Below are 17,061 nucleotides of genomic sequence, written 5' to 3' on the forward strand. Positions count from 1 at the left end.
GGTGGAACGACGTACCGGGTGGTTCAAGCGGCCTGGAGCACCGGCGACCGCCGTACGACCGACGGCCCGTGGTCGTCGTTCAGGGGGCCCGACGCGGACGCGACCGAGGGGCCGTGGTCGTCGTTCAGCGGACCCGAGGCGGACGCGACCGAGGGGCCGTGGTCGTCGTTCAGCGGGCCGGAGGGGGACGCGACCGAGGGGCCGTGGTCGTCGGCCAGGATGACTCGCGCGGCTGCGCCGGAGGGGCCGTGGTCGTCCGCCAGAAGAGAGCCGACCGGACCTGTCACAGCAATCCCCCACATGCCAGCCGTAGCGATAACGCCGATCACGCCGGTCATCTTGCCGCGCATTCTGTGCCCCTTCGGTGGATGTCATCTCCTCTGACACCACCGACATTTCCAGTACCTCCTCCCGTGCTGTTCCTCTCTTCCGACCTGCGTCTTCCTCGCCTCTGAGCTGGGAAAACAGCACCGTTACCGCCTCATTCCCGCGCCTCTTCCCGCCTTTCTACCCGTCTTTCCGTCGACAGCTGTCCCGTTACCCTCTCCAGCTTCCCGACCGTTTTCGGAACCGGCTTTCCACTCGGTTCCGAAACCGGCTTACCGACCGGTTCGCAAACCGGATCGTCGACCGGTTTCTCCTCCCGCACGTCGGCGCGGAGAAGTTCCACCGCGCCACCGCTGCGCCGAGCCGCCTCCTCCGCGGTCCCACCGGACACCACCACATATCCGTTGCCGGTGCCGTCCGGAAAAGGAACGGAGTCCCCCGGGGAATAGGGGAAATTCACCGCCTGGGTATACGGCAGGGCGCAGATGCTGTCGATTCCCGCGACCGTGCGCAGCCGCCCCGCGGGCATGCGGAAGAAATCGATCGCGGCGAAACGGGCGGGCTCGGGCACCGGGCCCAGCTCCTTGCCGAGGAGAGCGGCGAATACCGCCGCCTCGAGATCGAGGCCCCGGGCGATGTCCACGAGCAGCGGAATGCGGTCACCGCCGAGACCGGCCCGCGCCGCCAGGAGACGGGGACCGTCCGGGGTGGCCGTGAACTCGAAGTGCGCCGGTCCGAAGCGGTGTCCCGCCGCGTCCAGTGCCCGGGTGACCAGCCGGTCCACCACGGAGCGGTCCAGCGCCGCGGGCGGCGCTGGATGGAGATGGCCCGTGCCGCGGCGGGCGGTCACCCCGATGACCTGATGTCGTCCCTCCGTGGAGAACGCCTGAACGCTGAATCCCGGCCACTCCGGCACGGGGCCGGAGGGACCGGGACGAGGAAGCGGATCGGGCGGGGCGGGGCGGACACGGCTCAGGGCACGGACGGCGGACGGGGGGTTCGGGGCCCGGCCGAGCCGCCAGCCCTCCTCCAGCGCCGGCAGGACGAGCTCCAGCGGGTCGTCGGCGGACAGATGCAGCACATGACCGATGCCGTGCCGCCGCACGGTCCCGCGCACCAACGCACGCAGCCCCTGCTCGTCGGAGTGGTCCGTGAGCAGGAGCTCGTGCGAGGCGTCCTCGATCTGGCGCAGGCTCCGCGCGTCGGCGAGGCCGGGGTCCCACAGGGACCACACGTCGAATCCGGCGGCGACGGCCTTCCGGACGACCCGGTACCGGGGCAGCACCAGCAGCAGCCGCCGGTCGTCGATTCGACCCGCCATGGTCACGAGCCCGCCTCTCTCTTGTTGTGGAGGAACCGGAGCCGGAACCCGGTGACTAGGCCGCCACTTCCCGGGGGGTGGCGGCGAGGTGGCCGGCGACCGCGTCGACCAGGCCGTCGAGGGCCTTGACCACGGAGGGCTCGGTGATGACGCCCTCGGGCGTGCGGAGCTCGATCGCGTTGCCGACCGCCACCTGCTCGCAGTCGATGAGCGCGGCACCGCAGTTGCCGAGGATCTGGCGGACGTGCGGCTGTACGTTCTCCCCGCCGGCCGGGCCCGGGGAGGCGCTGACGACGACCGTGGGCAGGCCCTCCAGCGGCGCGCGGTCCGCGTCGCCCGGCCGGGACAGCCAGTCGAGGGCGTTCTTGAGGACGCCCGACGGGTAACCGTTGTACGCGGGGCTGCTGATGATCAGTACGTCGGCGGACGCGACCTGCGCCTTCGCGGCGAGCAGCTCGGGCGTGCCGCCGTCGCTCTCCAGGTCCTCGTCGAACAGCGGGAAGTGACGCAGCGACAGCTCCGTCACCTCGTAGCTCTCGTCCCGCTGCTCCAGCAGCCGCCGGACGGTGGCGATCACGGCGGCGTTCGCCGACTCCCGGCGGATGCTGCCGGAGGCGAGCACGATCTTGGGCATGGCTTTGGGTCCTCTCCGAGGTTCCTTCCGGGCGCGCGACCCGGCTCCGGTCGTTGAAGGGCGAGCATGCCGGGGCCCGTTCCCGTCCCGTTCCCGTCCTGTTCCCGCCCGCCTCCCCGGGGTGCCATGCGAGGCACCGCGCGGGGATCCGGGGTGTCGGCCGGGGGAGGATCCCGGGCCCCGCGCCGAGACGGACGGGGGGGAACCGTCTCGCGCGGGACCCGGAAGCGAGGGGGCCCTGTGGCCAGGGGGTCGCGGGTGTGAAGGCCGCCGCTGTGGGGGGGCGTGGGGGTGCGGGGCCCGGCGGGGTGGGAGCCCCGGCCGGCCGGGGGACAACCGGCCGGGGAGTCGAGGGGGGAGCCGGGGGCCGCGCCGATGCTGCGGCGGTCCGGTGGCCCGGTGGCCCGTAGGCCCGGGGCCCCGCGCCGGGAGCCGCGGGGCTGTTGCGGCGGTCCGGCGGCCTCGTGGCCCGGAGGCCCGGCGGCCGCGTGGCCCGGCGGGGGCGCTGGTTCAGCCGGCGATCGGTGCCACCCGGGGGCGGGCGAGCACCTTGTAGTCCTCCGTCCGGATCGCGACCGAGAGGTCGAGGCGGCCCGCGGTGAAGTAGATCTCCTCGTGCTCCAGCAGCGCAGGGGCGACGACCAGCTCCAGCTCCGGGCCGCAGGCGAAGGGGAGGACCGCGCCCCGTGGGGTCCCGCTGAGCCGTTCGGCCTCCTCCGGCGGGGTGAACGAGGCCGCCGTGCCGCCGAACAGCCGGGCCACCGAGACCAGGTCGACCGTCCGGTCGCCCGGCACCACCGCGACGACGTCCCGGATGACGCGGCGGCCGCGCCTGACCCGGACCATGTGGCACCGGGCCGACTGCTCCAGAGGGCTGCCCCGAAGGCTGCTGGCCTCCTCGACACGGTCCTCCGGAGCGTGCGGGATCACCCGGTAGCGGGCACCCCGCAGATCGAACGTGGTCAGCAGTCGCGGCCAGTCACGGGAGTGCTCCGCGGCGGGAGCGGTGGCCGCCGGGGCGGGCGCGGCCGACGCCCCGGGCGTCTCACCGCGTGAGCGGTCGGTGTCGAGCAGGGTAGGCACCGGATCCCTCTCCTTAGGTTCCTTGGGTCGTCCCTCGGTTCGCCGCGTGCTTTCCGCCGGCACCCGAAAGGTCGCAGACCCGCCTCCCCTTTCCCTCCTGCCTCGTTCCCGCCCCGCCACCCGCCCGCCCGGAGGAGCGCTGGAGTCCGCCTCGACACCCGCCCGCACCGCTCGACCCGCCCGCACCGCCCCGTTGATCTCCGAATGGTCGCGAGCCGGTAGCGGCTTGGTCAGGGGTTGAGGGGGTTGGGGCGGGGAATCAGGGAGACGCGTAGCGTGTTCGATGACACGGCAGGGGAAAGATCCTCCCTGAGCACTAGAGTCAATCCCTTTGCCTACCTATTACTCTTGAGCCAAGGCCACGCAGGGTGGCCATGGAGGAGTGAAATGAGGAGCAGCAACCCGGTCTTCTCGCGACGGGGGTTCAGCCGCGACAACGGCTACGCGGGCTTCAACACCGCGCCGCAGGCCGGGGGAGCAGCTGTCGGCACCCAGGGCAACCCGTACGCCCAGCAGGGCGCCAACCCCTACGCGACCAACCCGTACGCCCAGCAGGACCTGCAGCACGGCGCCCCGCCGCAGGCCCCGGTCACCGCCGGCCGTATGACGATGGACGACGTCGTCATGCGCACGGGCCTGACCCTCGGCACGGTCATCGTCGGCGCCGTTCTCGCCTGGGCCCTCCTGCCGGTCTCGCCCACCAGCTACGGCCTGGCCGTCGGCGCCGCGCTGATCGCGTTCGTCCTGGCGATGGTGCAGTCCTTCAAGCGCAAGGCCTCGCCCGCGCTGATCCTCGCGTACGCCGCGTTCGAGGGCGTGTTCCTCGGCGTGATCAGCGAGATGTTCAACAGCCAGTGGGACGGCGCGCCCTTCCAGGCGGTGCTCGGCACCATGGCCGTCTCCGGCGCCACTCTGCTGGTCTACAAGGCCGGCTGGATCCGGGTCACCGCACGGTACGCCCGTATCGGTCTGACCATCGCGATCGCGTTCATCCTGGTCATGGCGGTCAACCTCCTGCTGGTCGTCTTCGGGGTCGCCCCCGACGGCGGTCTGCGCAGCATGGGCCCGCTCGGCGCGATCGTCGGCATCTTCGCGATCCTGCTCGGCGCGTTCTTCCTGACCCTCGACTTCAAGCAGATCGAGGACGGCATCGCGTACGGCGCCCCGCGTGAGGAGTCCTGGCTGGCCGCGTTCGGCCTCACCATGACCCTCGTGTGGATCTACATCGAGATGCTCCGCCTGGTCGCCATCTTCAGCGGCGACGACTAGCGACGACCAGCAGGGGGCGGGCCCCGCGCCCGCCCGCCCGCAGCCAGACGAAGGGCCCCCGGACCTCACGGTCGGGGGGCCCTTCGTGGTGTCTGGGCGCTCTCAGCGGAGCTTCCTCGCGGCCCTCCTCAGGTCGTACTCATGGACGATCGCCTTGGCGTGGCCGTACGCGAGGTCGTACTCGTGCCGGAGCCAGCTGACCTTCTCCTCGAAGTTGAAGAGAGCGGGGCCTTCATCGACTTTGCGCAGCCAGTCGGAGACTTCACGACCGGTGCAATGGGGGATGCGGGCGAGCAGATTGCGATGGGTCTCCTCGGAGAAGACTTGGGACATCGGCGCCTCCGGACGAAAGGAAATGTAAGCCGGTCCTTCAGGAAACGTTGCCTGAGTGGCGGCGTGTTGGCAACAGTCCGGTTGCTGCGCGTACGCTCGCGGCGTGCTTGATACGACGCCGTTGACCCGTGCCGTGGACCATTTCGCCGACCGGTTGCGGGCCGCGCCGCAGAGCCGGCTGCAACGGGGCGCCGCAGCGGAGGCACTGGCCCTGGCCAGGGAATTGGCACTGCGTGCCCAGCGGCTGGAGGCGCCCGATCAGGCGCCCCGGGAGATGCCGGACGCGGGAATGTTCGCCGCGGCGGATCAGGTGATGGTCGCCGGGAACGATCTCGCGCTGGTGCTGGCCGACGAGGCCGGGCTGGCGGAGGCGGTGGCGCTGGTGGAGGAGGCCCAGAAGAGGGCGGGTGTGTGATCCCGCCGGGCGCCCGTCACGGGGCGCCTACAGGGAGGCGATGACCCGGTCCGCCAGGATGTAGACCATGTCCTCGCCGCACTCGAACGTGAGGGTGTACGCGCCCGAGATGCCCGAGCCGCCCAGGAGGACCGGGGTGTCACCGCCCTGGAGGGCCCTGGCGAGGCGCTCGGCGGTCTCCCGGTGACCGGGGGTCATGCACAGGGTGGTGCCGTCGGCGAAGACATACACGTCGAGGGTGCCGAGGGGGCCCGGACGGACGTCGGCCAGCGCGGTGCGGGAGGCGGCCAGGTCCTCCAGACAGGCGACGGTGCGCTCGTGGTCGTTGGTGACCGGGGACTGCACCGGCACGAAGTCGGGGTGCGAGGGGTGGCGGCGGCGGGCCGCGGCCAGCTCCGCCGACTCCCCGGCGAACTCGTCGCCCTCCAGGCTCGGCTCGGTCACCGGTTCCAGGTGCTCCAGACCCGCGAAATCGGACTGTCGGGGCAGGAACAGCTCACTGTCGGGCAGACCCAGCAGGGAGGGCGCGTCGGAGCCGTCACGGGCCTCCTGGGCGGCCCAGAACGCCCGCGCCTCGGCCAGCTCACGCTCCCGCTCCTCGGCGAGCGCCTCGGCCACGGCGGCGCGTATCTCCTCCGTGTCCGCGGCCGGCCGGGCGGCGGGCACGACGGCCCGCGCACCGGCGGGACGGCTCTCGGCCAGTTCCTTCCGCAGAGCGGCGACCTGACGGCGCAGCCCGGTGAGGCTGCGCAGGACGGCGACGCCCACGGCGGCGGTGGCGGCCGTGGTGAGCAGCAAGGCGATCGGCATGGCGCTCACTGACGTACTCCCGGTTCAAAGTCGACCCCCGACTTCCTACATCAGCTTGAAGGGCGGACTAACCAGCTGTCAGTGCGTAACGTCACGAAAGGGACAGGACTTTGCCTGGGTGTTTCGTGGTTAAACCGCTCTGACCTGCGTAAATCGCTCTCCGGGGGGAGATAGGTCACATCCTGGGGGAGATTGGATCACAAAACGGCCCGGAGTCCCGGGGATTCCGGGGCTCCGGGCCACAGCGTCACGGTGGGTTCCCGTGCGGCTACGGCGGAGGGGTCAGCTGAGGCGCTCGATGACCATCGCCATGCCCTGGCCGCCGCCGACGCACATCGTCTCCAGGCCGAACTGCTTGTCGTGGAACTGGAGGGAGTTGATCAGCGTGCCGGTGATGCGGGCGCCGGTCATGCCGAAGGGGTGGCCGACGGCGATGGCGCCGCCGTTCACGTTCAGCTTCTCCAGCGGGATGTCCAGGTCGCGGTACGAGGGGATCACCTGGGCGGCGAAGGCCTCGTTGATCTCGACGAGGTCGATGTCGCCGATGGTCAGGCCGGCGCGCGAGAGGGCCTGCTTGGACGCCTCCACCGGGCCGTAGCCCATGATCTCGGGGGAGAGGCCCGAGACGCCGGTCGAGACGATCCGGGCGAGCGGGGTCAGGCCCAGCTCGCGGGCCTTCGTGTCGGACATGATCACGAGGGCGGCGGCGCCGTCGTTGAGCGGGCAGCAGTTGCCGGCGGTGACCAGGCCGTCCTCGCGGAAGACGGGCTTCAGGCCCTGCACGGCCTCCAGGGTGACGCCGGCACGGGGCCCGTCGTCCTTGCTGACCACGGTGCCGTCGGGCAGCGTCACCGGGGTGATCTCGCGCTCCCAGAAGCCCTTCTTGATGGCTTCCTCGGCGAGGTTCTGCGAACGGACACCGAACTCGTCCATGTCCTCGCGGGTCACGCCCCAGGAACGGGCCAGGTTCTCGGCGGTCTGGCCCATCGAGATGTACGCGTCGGGGAGCAGGCCGTCCTCACGCGGGTCGTGCCAGGTGGCGCCCACGGACTTCGACACAGCCTCCGTACGGGCCTCCGCCTCCGCGAAGACCGGGTTGTGGGTGTCGGGCATGCCGTCGCTGCTGCCCTTCACGCTGCGTGACACCATCTCGACGCCCGCCGAGATGAAGACGTCGCCCTCGCCGGCCTTGATGGCGTGCAGGGCCATACGGGAGGTCTGCAGCGAGGAGGAACAGTAACGGGTGACGGTGCAGCCCGGCAGGTGGTCCATGCCCATCTGGACGGCGACGATCCGGCCGAGGTTGTGGCCCTGCTCACCGCCGGGGAGGCCACAGCCGAGCATCAGGTCGTCGATGTCCTTGGGGTCCAGCGCCGGGATCTTGTCGAGGGCCGCCTGGATGATGGTGGCGGTCAGGTCGTCGGGGCGCAGGTCCTTGAGCGAGCCCTTGAAGGCGCGGCCGATGGGGGAGCGGGCGGCTGAGACGATCACGGCTTCGGGCATCACGGCTCCATAATCAAGAAGGTGTGGCGCGTAGCGCCCCAATGAGGGGCGGTGGTCGGGCGACGGGCGGGCGTACGGTCCCCGGTCGCGCGGGGCAGGGCTGTGGGGGAAGTTACCCGTACGTATGGTCGAGGTCACGGGCATTGAGGTGTGACGCCGACCGCACTTTTCTAAGCGCTTGCTTTTCTGGGCGGGGCGCCTAGTAGCTCGGGGGTGCGGGTTCGTTGGCGGCTGCGGGTGGTGTGTGGTTTCTCGCGCAGTTCCCCGCGCCCCTGAAGGGAACGGGCCTGCGGCCCGCCCTTCATATGAAAAGCACGGGGCGCAGCCCCGGTCGCTTTTCAGGGGCGCGGGGAACTGCGCGAACAAACCCCACTCACCCGCACCCGCCCACGAAACAGCGCACCCCCGAGCCACTAGGCGCCCGGCGCGGTCGCTGTCGTGGGGGCCGGGTCCGTCGCCGACACCCGGCGTCGCCGGCGCCGCTTCAGGAGGGCCCACGGCCCCCTCGGCCCCGTCGGCATCGCCGCCGTCACCTCCGTGCCGGCCTCGGACGCCGCCTCGGCGGCCGCACGGGCGACCGGCAGGAAGCCCTCGCGGCGGGAGACGTCGGGGCGCTCCTCCTCCGCGGGCCACAGGTTGAGCGCCGCGCACATCGTGGGCAGGACGGCCATCGCCGCCGTCGCGTACCCCTCCGCGGAGGGGTGGTAGTTGTCGGGGCCGAACAGCTCCCGCGGGTTCGCCTCGAACTCGGGGCCCAGCAGGTCGCCCAGCGACACCGTGCGGCCGCCCTGTTCGACGACACCGATCGTCTGGGCTGCCGCCAGCTGCCGGGACGCCCGTCGGGCGAGCCAGCGCAGGGGCTGCTGCACGGGCTCGATCGTGCCGAGGTCGGGGCACGTGCCGACGACGACCTCCGCGCCGGCCGTGCGCAGTCGGCGTACCGCCGCCGACAGGTGCCGCACCGAGCGGGTCGGCGGCATGCGATGGGTCACGTCGTTCGCGCCGATCATGATCACGCAGACGTCGGGGACCCGGGCCGGGTCCTCCAGGACCAGCGCGACCTGGCGGTCCAGGTCGTCCGACTGGGCACCCGGCAGCGCGACGTTCCGCAGCTCCACGGGGTGCTCCGCCACCGCCGCGAGTCCCGAGGCGAGGAGCGCGCCCGGTGTCTGCCGGGCCCGGTGGACGCCCTGGCCCGCGGCGGTGGAGTCACCCAGCATGACCAGACGGATCGGCGGATCCTCGGACACGTCGTACGCGCCGTCGTGCGGGGCGGACGGGCGCCCGTACCGACTGTCGTAGGAACGGCCGTAGAGGCCCTCCGCGCTCGGCGGATGCGGACTGCTGCCGTTGCCGACGACCCGCTTGGCCATCCGCACCTCGGCCAGCAGCACGCCGACGGCCGCCGCACCGACCAGTCCGATGCCGCCGCCGCCGTACGCCGCGCCCGCCGCGATACGCCGGGCCACCCTCGCTCTGGACATGCTCGACATGCGTCGCCGCCACCTCCTCGTAGCCGTACAACCACTCATTGCCCCGAAGCGGCCCTCGGCCAATCCCTGGAGGAAGTGAACAGTGAGGAGATCAAGAGGGGCGGGGCTTAGGCTGGCGGGACATCACGACCATCACTTTTGCGGCTCCGGAGACAACGGTGCAATTCCACGACTCGATGATCAGCCTCGTCGGCAACACCCCGCTCGTGAGGCTCAACAGCGTGACCGAGGGCATCCAGGCGACCGTCCTGGCCAAGGTTGAGTACTTCAATCCCGGCGGGTCCGTGAAGGACCGCATCGCCCTGCGCATGATCGAGGCGGCGGAGAAGAGCGGAGAGCTGCAGCCCGGCGGCACGATCGTCGAGCCCACCAGCGGCAACACGGGCGTCGGCCTCGCGATCGTCGCGCAGCAGAAGGGGTACAAGTGCATCTTCGTGTGCCCCGACAAGGTGAGCACCGACAAGATCAACGTGCTGCGCGCGTACGGCGCCGAGGTCGTGGTGTGCCCCACGGCCGTCGACCCCGAGCACCCCGACTCGTACTACAACGTCTCCGACCGGCTGGTGCGCGAGACGCCCGGCGCCTGGAAGCCGGACCAGTACTCCAACCCCAACAACCCCGAGTCCCACTACCACTCGACCGGCCCTGAGCTGTGGGAGCAGACGGAGGGGCGCATCACCCACTTCGTGGCCGGCGTCGGCACCGGCGGGACCATCTCCGGCACCGGGCGCTACCTCAAGGAGGCGAGCGACGGCCGCGTCCAGGTCATCGGCGCCGACCCCGAGGGCTCCGTGTACTCGGGCGGGTCCGGGCGGCCGTACCTGGTCGAGGGCGTCGGCGAGGACTTCTGGCCGACGGCGTACGACCGGACCGTCGCCGACGAGATCGTGGCCGTGTCCGACAAGGACTCCTTCCAGATGACCCGGCGGCTGGCCAAGGAGGAGGGGCTGCTGGTGGGCGGCTCCTGCGGCATGGCGGTCGTCGCCGCGCTGCGCGTCGCCGAGCGGCTCGGCCCGGACGACGTCGTGGTCGTGCTGCTCCCGGACAGCGGGCGCGGCTACCTCAGCAAGATCTTCAACGACGAGTGGATGGCCGACTACGGCTTCCTGGAGGACGAGGGTCCGAGCGCGCGCGTCGCCGACGTCCTCAACGACAAGGAGGGCGGCTCCATCCCCTCGCTCGTCCACATGCACCCGGACGAGACGGTCGGCCAGGCGATCGAGGTGCTGCGCGAGTACGGCGTCTCCCAGATGCCGATCGTGAAGCCGGGCGCCGGGCACCCGGACGTCATGGCCGCCGAGGTCGTGGGGTCCGTCGTGGAGCGGGAGCTGCTCGACGCGCTGTTCACCCAGCGGGCCTCGCTCGACGACCCGCTGGAGAAGCACATGTCGGCGCCGCTGCCGCAGGTCGGTTCCGGTGAGCCGGTCGGCGACCTGATGTCCGTGCTCGGCCGGGCCGACGCGGCGATCGTGCTGGTCGAGGGCAAGCCGACCGGGGTCGTCAGCCGGCAGGACCTGCTGTCGTTCCTCGCTAAGGACGGCCTCAAGCAGTAGGCCGACCTGGAGGAATCGCTCCAAGAGGGCCGCAAGGGTGAAGATTTGCGCGGGTATCGCGTGCGACTTCGCAGAAGTGGTACGAGCGCGTCACGTCCGCGCAGCACCCGCTTAACACGGGTCCGGCACATTAGTGGATGTCGGCAGGGCGGGAGCGGCTCCCCGCCCCGGCCGGCGCCCGAAACGGCGTCAAGGACCTCCGGAGCGGCTCCCGGACCTCCATGGACGCCATGGACGCGAAGCCCGGCCTGACCCGGCCCGCGTCCCCGCGGGGACCGCCGTCGTCCCGCCCCCCGTCACACGGGGGTGCGGCGGTCCCCGCGCATACATCTCGTCCTTCGCACCTCGTGGCTCGCGCCCGGCGCACCCCTACTCCTGCCAGTCCGGGTCACCGGACTTGTCGCCCTTCCGCCTGCCCAGGCGAGGGGACGTACGCAGCGCCCAGGCCACGTTCACGCCGACGATGCCCGCCCAGGTGACGAAGAGGCCGGGGAGTTCGGCCACGCCGCCGCCGATGCCGGAGAGCGGGATGGCGACGACGAGGGAGACGACACCGAAGCCGTAGCGCTCGCCCCAGGAATCGGTGGACTTGGGCGAGCGGGAGCCGCGGGCCACCACCATCTGCTGCTCCGCCACCTGGCGCCGGACCCGGCGGTCGACCGCGCCGTCGATGCGCTGGTCCACCTTCTCCAGGAACGACTCCACCAGCGCGGACTCGTAGTCCTCGCCCAGCTCCCTGCGCGCGTGCAGGGTCGCGGCGAGCTCCTTCTTCAGCTCGGTGTCCCCGAGCCGCGTGTCACGGGCATCCATTCCGGTCATGCCCCTCACGGTAGGCAGCCGCGACCCGCCCGGCACTGGGGACAGCCCCCCTCTTTTCCTTCGCCCCGGACGGCAAAGAGCCGTTCGCGGTTGTCCGACCCCAGCACTATTCGGCGCCAACTCGCCCTCCCCCCAAGGGGGGAGGAACTCCGTCCCGTGGAAGGATCAATCCACGTTCCGTGCTCGACAGGATGGGTCGCGTCCCTCACCCACCGACCCAAGGACGCCACACGCGTGCGCAACAGCCGAATAGCCCTCCTCGTGGCGGTCAGCGCCGTCACCACGCTGGTCCCCGTGCTGACCCCGACCGCCGCATCCGCCGCGGGCGACCCCCTGCGCCCCTACCTCAAGCAGAAACCTTCCTGGCACCGCTGCGACAAGTCGCTGCCCGCCTCCCTCCAGTGCGCCACGATCAAGGTGCCGCAGGACTACGCCAAGCCGGGCGGCAAGAAGCTCGACCTGGAGATATCCCGGATGCGGACGAGCACCAAGAAGGAACGGCGCGGTGTGCTCCTGCTCAACCCCGGTGGCCCGGGCGGCCCGGGCGTCGACATGCCGTACTACATGGCCCGCGAACTGCCGAAGTCGGTGAAGAACACGTACGACCTCGTCGGCTTCGACCCGCGGGGCATCGGCCTGAGTTCCCCCGTCGGGTGCGGCCTGACGTCCGGCGAGCGGAACTGGGAACGGCCGTACAAGGCCGAGACGTTCACCAAGGACGTCAAGTGGGCCCGGACCGTCGCCGAGAAGTGCGACAAGAAGCAGGGCGACAAGCTGCGCCACCTCACCACGCGCAACACCGCCCGGGACATGGACGTCATCCGCGCGGTGCTCGGTGAGAAGAAGATCTCCTACCTCGGGTACTCCTACGGCACCTATCTCGGCGCCGTCTACACGCAGATGTTCCCCAAGCGCTCCGACCGCTTCGTGCTGGACAGCGCCGTCGACCCCGCCCGGATCTGGCGCGGGATGATCCAGGTCTGGGCGGAGGGCGCCGAGCCCGCCTTCACCCGCTGGACCGAGTGGACCGCCGAGAGGGACGCCAAGTACAAGCTGGGCGCCACTCCCGAGGCGGTCCGCGCGACCTTCTACGACCTGGTCGCCCGGGCCGACCGCAAGCCCATCGACCTCGACGGCACGCTGCTGACCGGGGACGACATCCGCTCCGGCCTGCGGGCCATGTTCTTCGGCGGCACACGCGACGTCGCCGAAGCGGTCGTCGAACTGAAGAAGGCCGCGGACAAGACCCCGTCGGCCGGCACCGGCAAGCCCAGGACGCCCGAGCCCGTTCCGCCGTCCTTCGGCCGGGCCGTGCCCAAGGACAACAACGACGCCGCCTTCTGGGCCGTCGTCTGCGCCGACACCCGCGACTGGCCGCGCGATCCCGAGCAGTACCGCGAGGACGCGATCAAGGACAAGGCCACGTACCCGCTGTACGGCGACTTCGCCTCCTCCATCAAGCCGTGCGCCTTCTGGAAGAAGCAGGGCAGCGAGCCCGCCACCAAGGTCGACAACAAGGTCGGCGCGCTGATCCTCCAGAACGAGTGGGACTCCCAGACGCCGCTGACCAGCGGCCAGGGCCTGCGCCGCGTCATGAGGGGCTCGAAGATGGTCACCGTCGCCGGAGGCGTCGGACACGGCATCTACGGCAACAAGTCGTGCGCCGACAAGACGGCCACCGCCTACCTGACCACCGGCAAGCTCCCCGCGAAGGACATCACCTGCAAGGCCCGTCCCGGTGCGGAGGAGCGCGCCACCGCCAACCCGCTGCCGATCCCGACGCCCCCGGGCATCCCGGGGATGGCCGACCGCTTCTGATCGCCACGGCCCCTGGGGCGCCGCCCGCACGCGGGAGGCGCCCCACGGGCCTGGCCGTCCCCGGCCGCGCGGGCGGGACCGGGGGCCGAGCAGACCCGGCACGCACGGCCCCCCGAGAACGATGATGCATAGGCTCATGCAGACTTCTCGGCGACTGAATAGGGTGGGTGTTGCGCTGCGCTGATCGAGGGAGGCGCAATGCGGAAGGGGAGCGCGTCATGAGCGCCGAGCGGAACACCGGTGGCACGGGGGCGGCGGGCGGTGCGGACAGCCCCGCCGCGCGCCTCCAGACCTTGTTCGAGGGGCACCGGCTGACGCCCACTCAGCGGCGGATCGCCCACAGCATGGTGCGGCGCGCCGCCGACGTGCCGTTCCTGTCGAGCGTGGAACTGGCGGAACTCGCCGGGGTGAGCCAGCCGTCGGTGACCCGGTTCGCGGTGGCGCTCGGCTTCGACGGATACCCGGCGCTGCGCCGGCACCTGCGCGAGGTCGCGCCCGCCGAACCGGCCTCGGCCGCCGCCGCCCTCAACGAGTACCAGCAGGCCGTCGAGGCCGAGATCGAGAACCTGCGCCACCTGGCCGAGGTCCTCGCCGACCCCGCTCCGGTGGCACGCGCCGGGCGGCTGCTCGCCGCGTCCCGGCCGCTGCCGGTCCTCGGCCTGCGGGCCGCCGCCGCCCAGGCGTACGGCTTCGCGTACTTCGCCGGGAAGGTCCACCCCGACGTACGGCTGCTGCACGAGGGCGGCAGCATGCTCCACGACCGGATCGACGCGACGGTACGCGCCGGGGCGACCGCGCTGCTCTGCTTCGCGCTGCCCCGGCACCCGCGCGAGGTCGTCGACAGCCTCGCGTACGCCAAGGAGGCCGGGCTGACGGTCGTCAGCGTCGCCGACTCCGCGTTCGCGCCCGTCGCCAAGGTCTCCGACCTGCTGCTCCCCGCCGCCGTCGGGACCGGCCTGGCCTTCGACACCGCCTGCGCGCCGATGCTGCTCGGGCGGGTGCTGCTGGAGGCCATGTGCGACGACCTGCCCGAGGCGCAGGCGCGCCTGGAGGAGTTCGACGCGAAGGCCGCCGCCCGGGGACTCTTCGTGGAGTAGAACCCCTTGGGTTCCGGCCCGGTGAGTGGTATCCCGCTTTCTCAGGCGCGTTTCACCTTCGCTGGTTAACGTGCCTGGTGACCGACGTACGACAGGGAAACCGAACCTGGGACACGGGAGGCGGGAGAGTGGCACGCGGAGGACAGGGGCTGGCTCGGGTGGCCGTCGTGGTGCGGGCCGGGGCGGCACCCATGGGGTGGCTCGGAATGATCGCGGCGGGTGCCGGTCTGGTGCCGTCGGGGATGACCGGACGGCGGATCGGGGTGCTCGGCGGGGCGGCGTTGTTCATCGTGGCGGCCGTGGTCGTCGCGGCGTCGCGGCGGGGACGGTACGCGGAACTGGCGCGCGGGGCCGCGCGGGCGGGCAAGCACGATGTGCTCCAGGACCGCGCGGTGACCCTGCGGAACTGGCGGCGCGGACACCGCTGGTGGCTGCTGCTCGCGTTCGCCGCGGCGCTCGCCTCGTCGTTCGCCGTCCCGGCGGCGGGCGGGATGCTGCTGGCCGGCGCCGGTGCCGGCCTGTGGCTCAAGGCGGGCCGGCTCGGCCGCCGCGAGCGCGCCGACGGACACCTGCTGTGGGTCCGCGTGGACTGGCTCTCCCCCCGCGGTGGCGCCCCGGCCGGCAAGCGCGTCACCGCCTACCGGTCGACGGGCGCCGCAGCGGGCGACGCGGCCCCCGGCGGCGGCAGGCGCCCCACGAGGACGGCGGCGGCGGCCGGGCGGGCGTAGGAGGCCCTCACCAGGCAAGCGGTAGAGGTCCGGCTCAGGTGGCGCGCAGCGTCCGTTTGGCCAACTCGTACGCCGGGAGCATGTCCTCGTGCTCCCCGGTGTCGAGGCCGCCGAGGTGGACGACGACGGGGCCGTCGGCGGTCACGGTGAGGAAGGCCCGTTCCTTCTTCGTCTCGTCCAGCGCCTCACTGGTGTAGAGGTACTCGACCTCGGCGCCGGAGACGTCGGAGTCCGAGGAGAAGTCGCTGTACTTCGCCTTGCTGGTGTCGCCCTCGGCCTTCACGAACTCCCGCAGCAGCGCTTGCGCGTCGTCGGCCTTCGCGCCCGCCTCGCCGGTCCACACCCGGATGAAGCCGAGGTTCCCGGCGGGCTTGGCGTCGATCTCGCACGCGGCGGTGAAGGTGCCCTGGTGCAGCAGGGCCTCGGCCAGTTCGGCGGCGACCTCGTCCCCGCCCTCCGCGGTGCCGGGGTCGATGGCCTCCGCCTTCCAGTTCTCCGCCGTGTCGAAGGCGACCGGCAGCTCGCAGGCGGAACCGGCCGCGCCCACCGAACCGCCGCTCGCGGCGACGTCGTCGCCCTTGCCGGAGCCGGCGGAGCCCGCCGCCCCGGTGCCCGAGGCCGACGGCTTGGTCACATCGTCCTCCGCCGGCTGCGAGCACCCCGCCAACAGCCCGGCCAGCACCACCACCTGGGCGAGCACCGCCCCCCGTACCGCTCCGCGCACCGTCACCTTCTCCTCTCGACCTGAGGCGGACACGGTAGCCGAGGGGGCGGCTCGGCATGCCTGGGCGGCGCCCCCCGGTGGGGGGCGCCGCCTCGTGGGTGGGCGTTCGGGGGGTCAGACCTCCAGTTCCGCCTCGATCCTCTTCAACTGGTGCCGGGCCATCGCCAGGTTGGCCCGCTTGGCGTCGAGCACCAGGTACAGGAAGAGGCCGTTGCCGCCGCGGCCGGTGAGCAGCCGGATCAGGTGGTAGGCGTCGGACAGGGTGATCAGGATGTCCTCGATCTCGCCCTTGAGGCCGAGGTGCTCCATGGTGCGCAACTTGGCGCGGACGACGTCCGTGTTGCCGGCGGCGGCGACGGTGAGGTCGAAGCCCTTGCTGCCGCCGATCGTGCCCAGTGCCATGCCGCTGGTGTAGTCGACGAGGGCGGCGCCGGTCGCGCCCTCGATCGACGCGAGGGCCTCTTTGAGTGCGGTCTCGGTGTTCGCCATGGTGTGCGGTCCTTTCAACTCTCTGACGTGGTCGGTGCGTTGGGAGCGGTACGGGGGGTGGATCGTGCGGTCGTGGCGCCGGGCGTCCGGCGGGGCATGGTCGACCTGACCGTGGCCCTGGACGGCGTCTGCGACGTGGTCGGTTCGGTGCCCGGGGGCGTGGTCTGGGCGAGGGACCTGGCCGGGCTCCGCCCGGTCGTGTCGGCCGGGGTCTTGATCGCGGCCCGGCCGGCGACCGGGTCGGCCGCGCGTCGGGGCGAGGCGTCCACCAGCTCCCCGATACGGGTGCCGGTCCGCCGGCCCTCCAGGTGCAGCCGGCCCACGTTGACCCGGTCCTGGGCGAGCAGCGTGAGCACGGCGGAGGCGCCCGCCGCGTACGTCGCCACATAGCCCTGCTCGCCGCGCAGCAGCAGTTCGCGGAGGTCGCCCCGGCCGCCCGCGTCGGTGATGCGTACGGCGACGCCCAGGGCGGCGGCGGTGAGTGCGGCCAGGCCCTCCGGCTCCACGCCGGGGGTGTCGTGGGCCAGCACCAGCCCGTCCACGCTGGCCGCGAGCGCCCCGGTCAGCTGGGGCACACGGGCCCGCAACCGGTGCAGTTCGTCGAGGACTTCCGCCTCGGCGGCCATGGGTAGTCTCCTCTCGGCG

At 71.9% G+C, this 17,061-nt stretch carries 18 protein-coding genes; 6 read left to right on the forward strand and 12 right to left on the reverse strand.

The window, feature by feature from the left end; genetic code table 11:
* Positions 1 to 23: 23 nt before the first annotated feature.
* From ACZ4Z3_RS30110 to ACZ4Z3_RS30125, 4 genes are all read right to left on the reverse strand, one after another.
* A complete protein-coding gene (locus tag ACZ4Z3_RS30110) occupies positions 24 to 287 on the reverse strand; it encodes a hypothetical protein (RefSeq protein ID WP_468503978.1) in 264 nt (87 codons plus the stop codon).
* Between the two features lie 194 nt (positions 288 to 481).
* The gene (locus tag ACZ4Z3_RS30115; protein WP_468503979.1) at positions 482 to 1,648 is read right to left on the reverse strand and encodes a hypothetical protein; all 1,167 of its coding nucleotides are present in this window, start codon (positions 1,646 to 1,648) and stop codon (positions 482 to 484) included.
* Between the two features lie 55 nt (positions 1,649 to 1,703).
* Positions 1,704 to 2,282 (reverse strand): NADPH-dependent FMN reductase, encoded by a 579-nt coding sequence (locus ACZ4Z3_RS30120; RefSeq protein ID WP_468503980.1) that lies wholly within the window; start codon positions 2,280 to 2,282, stop codon positions 1,704 to 1,706.
* 510 nt (positions 2,283 to 2,792) lie between these two features.
* Complete coding sequence (locus ACZ4Z3_RS30125; RefSeq protein WP_468503981.1) at positions 2,793 to 3,365, reverse strand: YbaK/EbsC family protein; 573 nt, start codon at positions 3,363 to 3,365, stop codon at positions 2,793 to 2,795.
* Positions 3,366 to 3,752: 387 nt separating this feature from the next.
* Between ACZ4Z3_RS30125 and ACZ4Z3_RS30130 the strand changes: the two genes are divergently transcribed.
* The gene (locus ACZ4Z3_RS30130; protein WP_055521268.1) at positions 3,753 to 4,634 is read left to right on the forward strand and encodes a Bax inhibitor-1/YccA family protein; all 882 of its coding nucleotides are present in this window, start codon (positions 3,753 to 3,755) and stop codon (positions 4,632 to 4,634) included.
* A 102-nt stretch (positions 4,635 to 4,736) separates the two neighbouring features.
* On the opposite strand, the gene ACZ4Z3_RS30135 is transcribed toward ACZ4Z3_RS30130, so the two are convergent.
* Complete coding sequence (locus tag ACZ4Z3_RS30135; RefSeq protein ID WP_009338122.1) at positions 4,737 to 4,967, reverse strand: DUF4287 domain-containing protein; 231 nt, start codon at positions 4,965 to 4,967, stop codon at positions 4,737 to 4,739.
* Positions 4,968 to 5,070: 103 nt separating this feature from the next.
* Between ACZ4Z3_RS30135 and ACZ4Z3_RS30140 the strand changes: the two genes are divergently transcribed.
* On the forward strand, positions 5,071 to 5,382 hold the full coding sequence (locus ACZ4Z3_RS30140) for a hypothetical protein (RefSeq protein ID WP_468503982.1): 312 nt from the start codon (positions 5,071 to 5,073) through the stop codon (positions 5,380 to 5,382).
* A gap of 27 nt (positions 5,383 to 5,409) precedes the next feature.
* Here the strand turns inward: ACZ4Z3_RS30140 and ACZ4Z3_RS30145 are convergent, their stop codons facing one another.
* The 3 genes from ACZ4Z3_RS30145 to ACZ4Z3_RS30155 all read right to left on the reverse strand — a co-directional run bounded on the left by ACZ4Z3_RS30145 (position 5,410) and on the right by ACZ4Z3_RS30155 (position 9,188).
* A complete protein-coding gene (locus tag ACZ4Z3_RS30145; protein WP_468504045.1) occupies positions 5,410 to 6,192 on the reverse strand; it encodes a hypothetical protein in 783 nt (260 codons plus the stop codon).
* Positions 6,193 to 6,474: 282 nt separating this feature from the next.
* The gene (locus tag ACZ4Z3_RS30150; RefSeq protein ID WP_468503983.1) at positions 6,475 to 7,695 is read right to left on the reverse strand and encodes an acetyl-CoA C-acetyltransferase; all 1,221 of its coding nucleotides are present in this window, start codon (positions 7,693 to 7,695) and stop codon (positions 6,475 to 6,477) included.
* Between the two features lie 413 nt (positions 7,696 to 8,108).
* Positions 8,109 to 9,188 carry an SGNH/GDSL hydrolase family protein gene (locus tag ACZ4Z3_RS30155; RefSeq protein ID WP_468503984.1) on the reverse strand — a complete coding sequence of 360 codons (1,080 nt, stop codon included), beginning with the start codon at positions 9,186 to 9,188 and terminating at the stop codon, positions 8,109 to 8,111.
* Positions 9,189 to 9,346: 158 nt separating this feature from the next.
* Here ACZ4Z3_RS30155 and ACZ4Z3_RS30160 point away from each other — a divergent pair, with 158 nt between their 5' ends.
* On the forward strand, positions 9,347 to 10,741 hold the full coding sequence (locus ACZ4Z3_RS30160; protein WP_468503985.1) for a cystathionine beta-synthase: 1,395 nt from the start codon (positions 9,347 to 9,349) through the stop codon (positions 10,739 to 10,741).
* Positions 10,742 to 11,110: 369 nt separating this feature from the next.
* On the opposite strand, the gene ACZ4Z3_RS30165 is transcribed toward ACZ4Z3_RS30160, so the two are convergent.
* The gene (locus ACZ4Z3_RS30165) at positions 11,111 to 11,551 is read right to left on the reverse strand and encodes a hypothetical protein (protein ID WP_468504046.1); all 441 of its coding nucleotides are present in this window, start codon (positions 11,549 to 11,551) and stop codon (positions 11,111 to 11,113) included.
* 243 nt (positions 11,552 to 11,794) lie between these two features.
* On the opposite strand from ACZ4Z3_RS30165, the gene ACZ4Z3_RS30170 reads away from it, so the two are divergent.
* The 3 genes from ACZ4Z3_RS30170 (at position 11,795) to ACZ4Z3_RS30180 (ending at position 15,203) form a co-directional block, all read left to right on the forward strand.
* The gene (locus ACZ4Z3_RS30170) at positions 11,795 to 13,378 is read left to right on the forward strand and encodes an alpha/beta hydrolase (RefSeq protein WP_468503986.1); all 1,584 of its coding nucleotides are present in this window, start codon (positions 11,795 to 11,797) and stop codon (positions 13,376 to 13,378) included.
* Between the two features lie 218 nt (positions 13,379 to 13,596).
* Complete coding sequence (locus ACZ4Z3_RS30175; protein ID WP_468503987.1) at positions 13,597 to 14,475, forward strand: MurR/RpiR family transcriptional regulator; 879 nt, start codon at positions 13,597 to 13,599, stop codon at positions 14,473 to 14,475.
* A 128-nt stretch (positions 14,476 to 14,603) separates the two neighbouring features.
* A complete protein-coding gene (locus ACZ4Z3_RS30180; protein ID WP_468503988.1) occupies positions 14,604 to 15,203 on the forward strand; it encodes a hypothetical protein in 600 nt (199 codons plus the stop codon).
* Between the two features lie 34 nt (positions 15,204 to 15,237).
* On the opposite strand, the gene ACZ4Z3_RS30185 is transcribed toward ACZ4Z3_RS30180, so the two are convergent.
* The 3 genes from ACZ4Z3_RS30185 to ACZ4Z3_RS30195 form a co-directional block, all read right to left on the reverse strand.
* Entirely contained in the window at positions 15,238 to 15,933 is a 696-nt protein-coding gene (locus tag ACZ4Z3_RS30185; protein ID WP_468503989.1) for a lipoprotein, read from the reverse strand.
* Positions 15,934 to 16,041: 108 nt separating this feature from the next.
* Complete coding sequence (locus ACZ4Z3_RS30190) at positions 16,042 to 16,416, reverse strand: roadblock/LC7 domain-containing protein (RefSeq protein WP_033524857.1); 375 nt, start codon at positions 16,414 to 16,416, stop codon at positions 16,042 to 16,044.
* A 14-nt stretch (positions 16,417 to 16,430) separates the two neighbouring features.
* On the reverse strand, positions 16,431 to 17,042 hold the full coding sequence (locus tag ACZ4Z3_RS30195; RefSeq protein ID WP_468503990.1) for a roadblock/LC7 domain-containing protein: 612 nt from the start codon (positions 17,040 to 17,042) through the stop codon (positions 16,431 to 16,433).
* Between the last annotated feature and the right edge of the window lie 19 nt (positions 17,043 to 17,061).

It is taken from the genome of Streptomyces sp. NPDC030296 (genome assembly GCF_055572815.1).

Coding starts and splice junctions, on each gene's coding strand:
- ACZ4Z3_RS30150 (WP_468503983.1), bottom strand. CDS start 7,695: ATGCCCGAAGCCGTGATCGTCTCAGCCGCCCGCTCCCCCATCGGCCGC.
- ACZ4Z3_RS30115 (WP_468503979.1), bottom strand. CDS start 1,648: ATGGCGGGTCGAATCGACGACCGGCGGCTGCTGCTGGTGCTGCCCCGG.
- ACZ4Z3_RS30175 (WP_468503987.1), top strand. CDS start 13,597: ATGAGCGCCGAGCGGAACACCGGTGGCACGGGGGCGGCGGGCGGTGCG.
- ACZ4Z3_RS30120 (WP_468503980.1), bottom strand. CDS start 2,282: ATGCCCAAGATCGTGCTCGCCTCCGGCAGCATCCGCCGGGAGTCGGCG.
- ACZ4Z3_RS30195 (WP_468503990.1), bottom strand. CDS start 17,042: ATGGCCGCCGAGGCGGAAGTCCTCGACGAACTGCACCGGTTGCGGGCC.
- ACZ4Z3_RS30135 (WP_009338122.1), bottom strand. CDS start 4,967: ATGTCCCAAGTCTTCTCCGAGGAGACCCATCGCAATCTGCTCGCCCGC.
- ACZ4Z3_RS30130 (WP_055521268.1), top strand. CDS start 3,753: ATGAGGAGCAGCAACCCGGTCTTCTCGCGACGGGGGTTCAGCCGCGAC.
- ACZ4Z3_RS30145 (WP_468504045.1), bottom strand. CDS start 6,192: ATGCCGATCGCCTTGCTGCTCACCACGGCCGCCACCGCCGCCGTGGGC.
- ACZ4Z3_RS30155 (WP_468503984.1), bottom strand. CDS start 9,188: ATGTCGAGCATGTCCAGAGCGAGGGTGGCCCGGCGTATCGCGGCGGGC.
- ACZ4Z3_RS30190 (WP_033524857.1), bottom strand. CDS start 16,416: ATGGCGAACACCGAGACCGCACTCAAAGAGGCCCTCGCGTCGATCGAG.
- ACZ4Z3_RS30165 (WP_468504046.1), bottom strand. CDS start 11,551: ATGGATGCCCGTGACACGCGGCTCGGGGACACCGAGCTGAAGAAGGAG.